Annotated in this window: 10 protein-coding genes; 2 read left to right on the top strand and 8 right to left on the bottom strand. The window is 50.4% G+C overall.

Features of this window, described 5'->3' with window-relative positions:
* Positions 1 to 269: 269 nt before the first annotated feature.
* The 3 genes from CAG64_RS22520 to CAG64_RS22510 all read right to left on the bottom strand — a co-directional run bounded on the left by CAG64_RS22520 (position 270) and on the right by CAG64_RS22510 (position 3,034).
* Complete coding sequence (locus tag CAG64_RS22520) at positions 270 to 1,532, bottom strand: DUF3391 domain-containing protein (RefSeq protein ID WP_161458014.1); 1,263 nt, start codon at positions 1,530 to 1,532, stop codon at positions 270 to 272.
* Positions 1,533 to 1,647: 115 nt separating this feature from the next.
* Positions 1,648 to 2,055 (bottom strand): VOC family protein, encoded by a 408-nt coding sequence (locus tag CAG64_RS22515; RefSeq protein ID WP_161451995.1) that lies wholly within the window; start codon positions 2,053 to 2,055, stop codon positions 1,648 to 1,650.
* A 67-nt stretch (positions 2,056 to 2,122) separates the two neighbouring features.
* Positions 2,123 to 3,034, bottom strand: coding sequence for a LysR substrate-binding domain-containing protein (locus CAG64_RS22510; protein ID WP_161451997.1), 912 nt, complete (start codon positions 3,032 to 3,034; stop codon positions 2,123 to 2,125).
* A 127-nt stretch (positions 3,035 to 3,161) separates the two neighbouring features.
* Between CAG64_RS22510 and CAG64_RS22505 the strand changes: the two genes are divergently transcribed.
* Positions 3,162 to 4,238 (top strand): HlyD family secretion protein, encoded by a 1,077-nt coding sequence (locus tag CAG64_RS22505; protein WP_021706792.1) that lies wholly within the window; start codon positions 3,162 to 3,164, stop codon positions 4,236 to 4,238.
* Positions 4,239 to 4,242: 4 nt separating this feature from the next.
* Positions 4,243 to 5,793, top strand: a complete 1,551-nt coding sequence (locus CAG64_RS22500) for a DHA2 family efflux MFS transporter permease subunit (protein ID WP_161458013.1) — start codon at positions 4,243 to 4,245, stop codon at positions 5,791 to 5,793.
* A 38-nt stretch (positions 5,794 to 5,831) separates the two neighbouring features.
* Here the strand turns inward: CAG64_RS22500 and CAG64_RS22495 are convergent, their stop codons facing one another.
* The 5 genes from CAG64_RS22495 to CAG64_RS22475 all read right to left on the bottom strand — a co-directional run bounded on the left by CAG64_RS22495 (position 5,832) and on the right by CAG64_RS22475 (position 10,722).
* Positions 5,832 to 6,827, bottom strand: coding sequence for a LacI family DNA-binding transcriptional regulator (locus CAG64_RS22495; protein ID WP_161458012.1), 996 nt, complete (start codon positions 6,825 to 6,827; stop codon positions 5,832 to 5,834).
* Positions 6,828 to 6,938: 111 nt separating this feature from the next.
* Positions 6,939 to 7,679, bottom strand: a complete 741-nt coding sequence (gene chbG, locus CAG64_RS22490) for a chitin disaccharide deacetylase (protein ID WP_161452003.1) — start codon at positions 7,677 to 7,679, stop codon at positions 6,939 to 6,941.
* Between the two features lie 27 nt (positions 7,680 to 7,706).
* Complete coding sequence (locus tag CAG64_RS22485; RefSeq protein ID WP_161458011.1) at positions 7,707 to 9,017, bottom strand: 6-phospho-beta-glucosidase; 1,311 nt, start codon at positions 9,015 to 9,017, stop codon at positions 7,707 to 7,709.
* A 9-nt stretch (positions 9,018 to 9,026) separates the two neighbouring features.
* A complete protein-coding gene (locus CAG64_RS22480; RefSeq protein WP_021706797.1) occupies positions 9,027 to 9,335 on the bottom strand; it encodes a PTS lactose/cellobiose transporter subunit IIA in 309 nt (102 codons plus the stop codon).
* A 52-nt stretch (positions 9,336 to 9,387) separates the two neighbouring features.
* Positions 9,388 to 10,722 (bottom strand): PTS sugar transporter subunit IIC, encoded by a 1,335-nt coding sequence (locus CAG64_RS22475; RefSeq protein ID WP_161458010.1) that lies wholly within the window; start codon positions 10,720 to 10,722, stop codon positions 9,388 to 9,390.
* Positions 10,723 to 10,750: the final 28 nt, after the last annotated feature.

The following is a 10,750-nucleotide window of genomic DNA, read 5'->3' as shown; positions in this document are numbered from 1 at the left end:
GGTGCATTCTAGCGAGATAATTTGAAGAGTCAAACACTTTTTCAAATTTCTTTTCGGAGAAGTTTTTCACCTCGCTGATACCGCTGAAGCCTTGTGGCGTCTGCCGTGTCAGTGGATGCGCATTATAGAGAGATGGAGAATGAAGGCAAGAGGAAAATCCGTTTTTTTCATAAAAAAAGAGTCAACTGAACAGCTTTCAATCAACCCTTTATTTACACCCATTTTATCGCCACGATTTCCATAACTTACCCACAAAAAACTGTGGATAACTAGTCGTCACTATCAAAAAAGTATGAAATCCGTGAGCGCGGATTTAAGTACTCGCGAACTTTATCCGGCAATTTGGCAGGTAAGATAGCACTCACAATACTGATGTCCTTCTCTTTCAGATCAATGATCGGTGCCTGAGTGCGTGGTACCGATGGATCGTATACCAACACATTAGGGTATAAGATGCTCCGAGCATTGACAGAAATCACCAGGCCAATCATCTCATTAGAAAGCTGAACTACAGTTCCTGGCGGATAGACCCCCATAAACTTAACCAGAATGCTGAGGTTTTCACTGTTATATAGATGCTTACAATGCTTATAAAGATGAGACAAAGCGACATACGGAATTTTTTGCTCGTTGGTGTTATTGGCATGGCACATGTTGTCAAACGCATTGGCGACGGCAATGACCTGAGTAAATTCGTCAATCTCATCACCGCTCAAGCCTTCCGGATAACCGGACCCATCATTGAATTCATGATGCTGCGCAATCACGATACGTGCACTGTCAGGAAAGCCGTCTATTTTATCGGCTAACTCCACACCGTACTTGGTATGCAGTTTAAGATAGTTCACTTCCGGGTCCGTCAACGGCGTTTGCTTACGCAAGATTGCAGTTGGAATTTTGACTTTCCCCATATCATGAAATAACGCGGCAAAAGCCAACTCTCTCAATTGCTGGGCGTTGTAGCCTTTGGCCTGACCGATCATCATAGCGATCACTGAAACGTTTAGCGAATGGAAGTAAATATCTTCAAATTCCGTCTTACCGTTCATCAAGTGCAAAGTGACGTTATCATCACTTAAAAGCTTATCGACAATATCTTCTACCAGCGAGGTCGCTTCGCTGACCGCCTGCTCAGGTCGATTGCGGATTTTGTTCATGACCGAACGCATTCTGGCCAAAGAGCGCTCAAATTCCTTTTCACATTGAATAACCCGCCGACGGTAGGCGCTGAGCTTTTCAATTCGATGCTGCTTTTCCTGCCATAACTTTTGCGCTTCGATATCGACGCTCTGCGCGTCTTCTTTCTCATCTTGATGTTTGTCCGCCAGCACATTTGCCGATAACGGCTGAGTATCACTCTGGCTGAGATCTATATAGACGTATTTGATGTCCAGGTGGCGAATGACCTGAATTTGTTCATCCGATTTGATTTTGAAGCTATTAAATAAGAAGGGATGCTCATTCCACTTCACTGGGAGACGGATATGCAGCCCGGGCTGAATTCGGTCAACAGTTATTTTTATGGTTGCCACGGCTTATCACTACTATTCAACAAACGAGTCGCTCGAAACATCAGTTTAGTGTATTAAAATCATAAATTCATTAGTGAAACGACGGAGTGAGACACTCGCCAGACCCCGGGGCGAATTAACGACTCATGCCCGCATGCAGCATCCACCGCACACCAAACTTATCTTCCACCTTACCAAACCGTGCGCCCCAAAAACTTTCTGCCAACGGCATCATGACATGCCCTTCTGCCGCCAAACGGTTAAAAATCTGCTCTTGTACACTCAACTCATCAATCACGACCGACAGCGCAATGTTGTTTCCCCCTAACTCCCGGGCAGCCAATCCATCGGACAGCATCACCGTCATACCGTGTGCCTGAAACTCCGCATGCATCACCCAATCGGGATTGACACCTTCTATCTGCTCTGGTGCATCGCGAAAATATTTCTTCAATACGACATGGCCATCAAAGCAGTGTTGATAGTAACTCAAGGCTTCTTCGCAGTGTCCGGCAAAAAACAGATAGGGCGTGACCGTTAACATAACCACCTCCTTTCACTCTATACCTACAAGATAGACGAAATCGGGTCGGCACGCGTTGCGGTACAACTTAACGAGGAAACGGCCTGAATTGCTGACCGAAACGGCCCAGCAGGAACTCAATAAACACGCTCAGCCGTTTAGGCATCAATTGACGATTGGCGTAGACCAAACTGATGGGAACGTCCGTCATTTCCCATTCGGGCAATAACTGAACCAGTTGGCCCGAGGCAAAATACTCGCGGCAGATAAACTCGGGTAACACCGCGATACCCAGATCGCTCAGGCACCCTTTCAGGCAGGACGTAATGGTATTCACCCTCAGTTGATACGGTAACTCAATGGATACCGGGGCCTGATTAGCGGTTTTTAACTGCCAGGGAGGCAGCTTCACCGCCGGATTATGCAATTTGACCATTTTATGTGGCGCTTTCAAATCAGCCGGCGCATTAATTTGACCGTGTTTCCTCAAATAGCCAGGGCTCGCCACCAGCACTCGCGGCGAACTGCTGATCCGGCGTGAGATTAAACTCGAATCACTCAACTCCCCCACTTGCGCGTACACATCGATGCCTTCAGCGATGAGGTCGACTTCGCGGTTACTCATTTCCAAGTTCACTGTGACATTCGGGTGTTCGGACAAAAACGCATTAATATGGGCACAGAGTACCTCATGCCCGAGTTCCACTGGCATCACGACATTCAACCGCCCCCGGACCATGTCTTGATTGGCCGTCAGCTCAAGTTCAGCCTGATCGAGCATCTCCAGCATTTGAGTGCACGATTGGTAAAAATGTTCTCCCTCTTCGGTTAATACCAGGTTGCGAGTTGACCGGGTGACCAACCTCACCCCCAGATGTTTTTCCAGCTCAGCCAGCTTGCGACTGACCGTTGACTTAGTCATATCCAATGCCTGAGCAGCCTGAGTGAAGCTGCCGCCATCCACAATCTGCGTAAACACCACAATCGCATTTAAGTCCACCAGCCTTGCTCCTTAGATTAGTAAAATTTTTGCAACAGTGTTTCTTGTTTTTCCTATCTTATCAACCAATCCGCATCCGTTACACTTAGCAACCATTCATCGACGAAACGAATCCATCGAGGTTAAGATGTCAGAGCCCCACGCCAACCGTGCAAACGACGACGTTGCTCTCCCCGTCAAAGGGAAAAAGAAAGCCCCACTGATCGCCACATTAGTGATGCTCGTACTCGGCGTGTCCGGCGCTGTTTACTGGTATGGTTATGGCCAGTATTTTGAATCCACCGACAATGCCTACCTGCAGGGCGACATCACTACCATCAGTCCCAAAGTGGCCGGTTATATTGTTCACTCATACGTCAGCGACAATCAGTATGTAACCGCAGGCACTCTGCTGGCAGACATCGATGATCGTGATTTTATTGCGGCACTGGCTCAAGCCAACGCTCAATTAGCTGTCAATAAAGCCAATATCGGTAATCTCACAGCACAGCGTATCCTGCAGCAAAGCCAAATCAGGCAGGCGGAAAGTCAAATCGCATCGAAGCAAGCCGAATATGACCGTGCAGGCCAACAAGTCGACCGCACACGCCGTCTGCTGCAGAAAAACTATTCATCGCAAGATGAACTCGACAGCATGTTGTCACACCAGAAAGTGACCCGGGCAGCACTGAATGAAGCACGAGCTACCCATCAGGCGTCACTGGAGCAACTGTCGGTGCTCGACAGTCAAACCCAACAAGCGAAAGCCGCCGTTGCAGAAGCCGAGGCTCAGGTGGAACAGGCCAAACTCAATCTGGAATACACAAAAATTTATGCGCCGGTGGATGGCATCGTCGGCAAACGAGCCGCACGAGTTGGTATGCTGGTGCAAACCGGCATGCCGCTGATGAGCCTGGTCCCGACCAGCCAGGTTTGGATCGAAGCCAACTTCAAAGAAACTCAACTGGCCGGGATCCACCAAGGACAAAAAGTCCGGGTCGAGCTGGATGCTTTCCCTGGCCAGACACTGGACGGGATCGTCGATAGCTTTTCTCCGGCGACTGGTGCCAAGTTTGCGCTGTTGCCACCTGAAAACGCCACCGGCAACTTCACAAAAATTGTCCAGCGTGTCCCGGTTAAAATACTGATACCCGATCAAAAATCGCTTGCTGGCCGCCTGTTACCAGGGCTATCCGTGATCGCTACGGTTGATACCCGGGATTAAGCATATGGCCAGTACCGCATCAATACCGGCAGACCATCAAGAGCAGAGCGTGCCACAACGCCACTGGATTGCTCTTATTGGTGGTCTGGTCGGTGCATTTATGGCGATCCTCGACATTCAGATCACAAACTCATCGCTAAAAGACATTCAAGGCGCGCTCTCGGCCACACTCGATGAAAGTTCGTGGATCTCAACGTCGTATCTGGTGGCAGAGATGATTGCGATTCCACTCAGTGGCTGGTTGTCAAAAGCACTGGGCACCCGCCGCTATCTGACCTGGACCACCACGATTTTTACCCTGTCGTCCTTTCTGTGCTCGTTGTCGTGGAACATGACATCGATGATTGTATTCCGGGCAATGCAGGGCTTTAGCGGCGGCGCCTTAATCCCGCTGGCGTTTTCCTTGGTGATTCAGCTGTTGCCCGTCAGCAAACGCGCTATCGGTATGGCATTGTTTGGGGTAACCGCGACGTTTGCGCCATCCATCGGACCCACATTGGGCGGGTGGCTGACCGAGAACCTTTCCTGGCACTATATTTTTTACATCAATATCCCACCGGCGCTGCTGGTGATCTCGATGATCCGCTACGGGCTGGACGATGCACCCATAGAGCTGACGCATTTAAAACGGGCGGACTGGTTTGGAATTGCCACCATGGCGCTGGGTCTGGGGTGCCTGGAAGTGGTGCTGGAAGAAGGGAATCGCGAGGAATGGTTCAGCTCTGAATTCATCGTGCTGTTGAGCATTGTCTCCGCCGTCAGCCTGGTTTACTTCGTCATTAATGAACTGCAGCATAAAAGGCCACTGGTGAACTTGCGACTGCTGCGTGATCCGCAGTTCGCCATGTCGTGCATCGCGTACATGATCCTCGGTATGGCGCTGCTGGGGTCAATTTACGTTTTGCCACTTTACCTGACTCAGATACAACAATACAACGCAATGGAGATTGGTGAAGTTCTGATGTGGATGGGCTTTCCTCAACTGTTGATTTTCCCACTGGTGCCGAAACTGACCCGCATGATTAAACCCACTTGGCTGGTGACGTTCGGGTTTCTGATGTTCGGACTGAGCTGTTTCGTGAACACGCACATGACCATCGATTTTGGCGGGCATCAGCTGATTTTATCGATGATTCTGAGGGCCATCGGCAGCCCGTTCATTATGGTGCCGTTATCACTGGTGGCCATGAAGAACATCCGCCCACCCGATACCCCCGACGCCTCCACTCTGACCAATGTGATGCGCAACCTAGGCGGGGCCTTTAGCATCGCCGTGATTGCCACCCTGCTGGACAACAAAACCCGAGAGCATCTGGCACACATCAAAGAGTCCCTGCCGCTGGTCAGCACTCAAGGCTGGCAAACTCTGCAGCAGCAACAAAGCTTCTTTATACAGTCGGGGAGTGACAGCGCGACAGCACTGATGCAAGCGCAATCCACTCTGGCCGTGACCATGCAGCGTGAAGCCGCCATCATGGCATACAATGACGTGTTTCTGATCATGAGTGGCTTTCTGGCCCTTGCTGCTGTGTTAATTCTGAGTATGAAAGACTGATCTCTGGCAAGTCTTTCATCTTTCAAGAGCCGATACCACTAAAGGGCTCTGTCCGCATGACGTTTGATCAACTGCGCCTGAAAATGTGGCATTTCAGGCGCACCGTTGGCTTGAACCAGCCCCATCAATACCTGAACGGCTGCACGGGCCATATCACTGATCGGAAAATGTACCGCTGATACTGTCGGATATAAGCCATCGCAGACGTCCACGCTGTCAAAACTGGTCAGGGAAATCTGCTCTGGCACCGGAATCGCGAACTGTTGAAGACACTGCATAGCCCCGACGGTCATCTCCTCGCTACAGGAAAACACTGCCGTCATGTCGGCATGGCGATGGAGTAATACTTTCATGGCTTCATAGCCACTTTTTCGGCCGTAGTTGCCTTCTTCACACCACGACTCATCTGGCGTCAATCCTGCGCTTTGCATTGCGTCGAGATAACCTTGTTTTCTCAACATACTGTTTTGCCGTTGCAATGGCCCGGTAATACAAGCGATACGACAATGCCCCTGCTGAATCAAGTGTTCAACGGCAAGGCGACTGGCCTGACGGTGATCAAAGGTAATACAGCGTGATTCCAATCCCTCGACATAGCGATCGAGCAGCACAAACGGCGTTGGTTGTTGCGCCAAGGCCCGGAGATCGTCGTCAGACAAATAGCGGCTATGCAGTACGTATCCATCACAGCGTAAATCACGAAAACGCTGAATGGCCTCACGCTCGCCTTCTGCGCTGTGGTGTCCCTGCGCCGTGATCAAAAACTTGTGATGAGAATCCAGCTCCGTTTGCACCTGCTCCATCATTTCACCAAAGAAGCCCCCGGTGTAATACGTGACCAGCAACCCCATCATGTTACTCGAAGCTGTCGCCAGAGAGCGGGCAATGGCGCTCGGCCTATAATTGAGCTCCGCCATCGCCTGTTCAACTTTACGGCGCGTTTCTTCACGAAACTTGCCTTCTCCGTTGATGATCCGTGACACAGTCGAACGATTGACGCCCGCAAGCTCTGCTACATCTTTAATTCTGGCCATATTTGTCTTCTGACTGCTGAGAAATCTCATTGGTTAAGAAAAAGGGACTGCCGGATGCAAAAGGTGACTAACCCGGGGGCGCAACTGGCAGTCTAATCATACACAGAGCGCCTAAGAGGCAGAACCAAGCTCTGAATAATCCGTGACTCTGATATCATGTTGCACTAACCAGTCCATCAATTGCGCTGAGGTGAGAAGCTGCAGCTCTTGCTCTCGCTGATGCGTATAGCCACTGTTTTGCGCTAACCAATGATCCACCTCGGCCGGATGACACATCACTTCCAACACATCACAATCCGCCCTCATCGCATGCAAATGCGTGGTCAGAGCGTCCATGCTCACCCCGTGATCATAAAAACGATCGCTGAAATGGTAGCGAAGGGGCGCAGCGGCGCCCACCAGCCCCACTTCACGCATTGGAACCCGAAACTCGCTTGCCACTTCTTTTACTACATCGAACAACTGAGGATGGCGATGCACATGGTGATGACTATCGATATGACTGAGCGGCAGCCCGAGACGTAAAAAATACTCCACTTGAGCGCGGCACTCCTGATAGACCACCAAAGGATCAAAATCCTGTTTACGCCAAAAATCCGCATAAGTCAGACAATGATGGCCATCTGACGTCAAGCTCGGGTGCCCCGTTAATGGAGCCCCCGCCGTGAACCTCAAATGCAATCCGATTTTCAACTCAGGTAACTCGGCAGCCAGCGCTAATGCATCGGCTTCAGCCGCCATTCCGACCATCATGGTGGTCGATTTCACCACCCCCTGGCGATGTGCTCTGGCGATCCCGGCATTCACGCCAGGCGTCAAACCAAAATCGTCAGCGTTAAAAATAACTTTCATCGGTCCACTCTCTTGTTACACGCCGCATCAACGAAACTGAGGCAGATAACTGGCGTTGACGTCCAAGATATCATTCAAGATCAGTTTGGCACGCTGAATGTCCGGCACCAATGGATTGTTTGCCAGTGCCATCAAGGCCTGATCGTAATCACCGTGTACTGCGGCCTCAATCGCCAGTTGCTCGTACGCTTTCACTTGATGCAACAATCCGCTGATTTTGGGTGACAGTTCACCAACCGCCAGTGGCTTCGCGCCCCAATTGCCAACCACCGCGCTGCACTCAATCACCGCATCGTTCGCCAGTCCTTTGATAGCGCCATTATTCAAAACATTGACCACATGGATAGTGTTACGGTTATTGTAGATTGCATCGACCAAATTCAAAGAAGCATCAGAATAGTATGCACCTCCACGCTCTTCCAGCTCCTTAGGTTTATGATCTAAATGAGGATCCTGATAAAGTTTAAACAGTGCCTGTTCGGTCGCCATGACTTGTTCTGCACGGGTGCCTTGCTCACTGGCCGTCTGTTTTTCCTCTGCCAACATCGCATCGGTCTGATAGAAATAACGGTGGTATGGGCAAGGGATCGCCCCAAGTGCGTTGAGAAAATCTGGATCCCAAGGCTCTTCAAAAATGTTCTTCATGCTGAAGTTGGCGCCATCCCCCACTTTGGCCAAAACCTGTTGAGTAACATTGCGCCCACGTAACCAGGCATTATGTACCCACACCAGATGGTTCAAACCAGCAAATTCGAGCTGCAGTTCCGCAGGCTCACACTCCATCATTTCGGCGATCATCATCTCCATTGAGACGGGCACATTACACAGTCCAATGCTTTTCACCTTGGTGTACTTGCTGACCGCTTCAGACACCAGCCCCGCCGGATTAGTAAAGTTGAGCATCCAGGCGTCCGGTGCCAGCTCTTCAATATCCCGACAAATATCCAGCACGACAGGAATCGTGCGCAGGGCTTTGGCAAAACCACCCGGCCCGGTCGTCTCCTGACCAATGACATCATATTTCAAAGGGATGCGTTCATCGTTCGCCCGTGCGGTTAACCCTCCGACACGAAACTGAGTCATCACAAAATCCGCTCCCCGAATCGCTTCCCGACGATCAAATCCAGCCTTGATTTCGATCTCAGCACCGACTTTGTCAACCATACGCTGCGCCAGACTGCGAATGATCTCCAGTTTGTCGGCTCCAGATTCGATGTCGACAAAATGCAGCTGTTTTATCGGCAGGTATTCAAGGCGTTTGAGCACCCCCTCAACCAGCTCTGGCGTGTAGCTGCTGCCGCCACCAATAATGGCCAGTTTCAAAGCATCTCTCGGCATAACTCCTCCTTATTGCGCCAGTTGTTTGTGCAGGGCCACCATCTCGGTCGCCAATTCCTGAGCCAGAATGGTGGTCATGAGGTGATCCTGAGCGTGTACCATCACCAAGGTCATCGGCACTTTTCCCTCACCTTGATCCGCTTCAATCAACTGAGTCTGGATCAAATGCGCTTTGTTCAGGCACTCTTTGGCCTGAGCCAATTTTGCCTCCGCCTCCGCAAAAGCTTTCTCTCTTGACAGTCGTAATGCCTCATAGCTCAGACTGCGAGCTTCACCGGCATTGCAAATAATTTCCATCACAACCAATTCTTGTTCCATTGTATTTCTCCCGATAACGGGCCCCCCCTGCACGGCGGCCCGGATAAATTGATTAAGCGGTTGCGCCAACGCTGGCTGGCTGAGGCTGCGCATTGTCCTGCGGCTCTGAGGGCTGTTCTTGCTCAAGCATCTGTTTTTCGAACATTTTGAAAAATGGTAGATAGATAAACAGATCCAGGATCAGTAAGCCGATCACCAGCAACACTGGTGAGAGTGTCCAACCACTGCCCCATGAGGCGCCGATCAGTGCTGGCGTCGTCCAGGGAGTCGTTGCCACGCCCATGCCAACAAAACCCAGCTGAATAGCAAAATACGCAATCGTCGCGTTCACCACAGGAGCGAACACAAAAGGAATAAACAAAATAGGATTCATCACTACCGGACTGCCAAAAATCACTGGTTCATTGATTTGGAAGAACCCGGGCACAGCACTCATACGGCCAATACTTTTCAGGTGCACCGAACGGCTGAAGGACATCAGCAGTACCAGCGCCAAGGTTGCCCCTGAGCCACCGATAAAGATGTAGAAATCCCAGAATGGTTGGGTAAAGACATTCGGTACAGTGTCTCCAGCAACAAATGCCTCAATGTTGGCGCTGATGTTGGTCAGGAAAATGGGTGACAGTAGCCCCACCACAATCGCAGCGCCATGTATGCCGGCAAACCACAACAACTGACACAACAACAAAGCCCCAATGATGGCAGGTAAGGTATTAGAGGCGCTGATCAGCGGTTTGAACATCGCCATTACTGCATCCGGGATCAACATGTCGTATTGTGTTTGCACGAATAAGCTGAGCGGATACAAAGTGACAAAGATCGCCAGCACGGGTAACAGCACTTCAAACGAGCGAGCAATGGCGGGTGGAACCTGCTCTGGCATCCGGATGGTAATGTTGTACTTTTTCATTAATCGATACAGTTCAACAGAGAAAAAGGCACACATTACCGCGGTAAAGATGCCTGTGCCCCCCATGTGCGACATCGAAAGCGTGCCGTCCGTGGCAGGGGCAGCCACCAACAGAAAACTCATCAAGGACAGTACCGCACTGGTGATACCATCCATTTTGTAAGCTTTCGCCAAACTGTAGGCCACACCGAGCGAGACAAATATGGTCATAATGCCCATCGACATATTGAACGGCATCATGATGGTGTCGAAGTGTGTGGTCGCAAAATCAACCCAAAGACGCCCAAAAGCATTTTGGGTCTCTTCACCAAATGGCGGAAAAGCGAAAATCAGAATAAAACTACCAACAATGATAAACGGCATGGCAACGATAAACCCGTCACGCATGGCCCGAACATGTGGTTGATTACCCACTTTCGCTGCAATGGGAGCAATATATTTTTCCACTACTCCTATTATGGCGTCATAAAGCTTCATAGAATCCATCCTTATTTTAGATATAAGC

Origin of the sequence: Vibrio sp. V38_P2S17PM301 (assembly GCF_009904845.1) — a bacterium.
GTDB classification, from domain to species: domain Bacteria; phylum Pseudomonadota; class Gammaproteobacteria; order Enterobacterales; family Vibrionaceae; genus Vibrio; species Vibrio proteolyticus.
The sequence above is the reverse complement of the archived record's forward strand: the minus strand, read 5'-3'. Positions and strand labels throughout refer to the sequence as shown.

Excerpts from the sequence above, each read along its gene's own strand:
- CAG64_RS22505 (WP_021706792.1), top strand. The coding sequence starts at position 3,162 with ATGTCAGAGCCCCACGCCAACCGTGCAAACGACGACGTTGCTCTCCCC.
- CAG64_RS22475 (WP_161458010.1), bottom strand. The coding sequence starts at position 10,722 with ATGAAGCTTTATGACGCCATAATAGGAGTAGTGGAAAAATATATTGCT.
- CAG64_RS22495 (WP_161458012.1), bottom strand. The coding sequence starts at position 6,827 with ATGGCCAGAATTAAAGATGTAGCAGAGCTTGCGGGCGTCAATCGTTCG.
- CAG64_RS22480 (WP_021706797.1), bottom strand. The coding sequence starts at position 9,335 with ATGGAACAAGAATTGGTTGTGATGGAAATTATTTGCAATGCCGGTGAA.
- chbG (WP_161452003.1), bottom strand. The coding sequence starts at position 7,679 with ATGAAAGTTATTTTTAACGCTGACGATTTTGGTTTGACGCCTGGCGTG.
- CAG64_RS22485 (WP_161458011.1), bottom strand. The coding sequence starts at position 9,017 with ATGCCGAGAGATGCTTTGAAACTGGCCATTATTGGTGGCGGCAGCAGC.
- CAG64_RS22515 (WP_161451995.1), bottom strand. The coding sequence starts at position 2,055 with ATGTTAACGGTCACGCCCTATCTGTTTTTTGCCGGACACTGCGAAGAA.
- CAG64_RS22500 (WP_161458013.1), top strand. The coding sequence starts at position 4,243 with ATGGCCAGTACCGCATCAATACCGGCAGACCATCAAGAGCAGAGCGTG.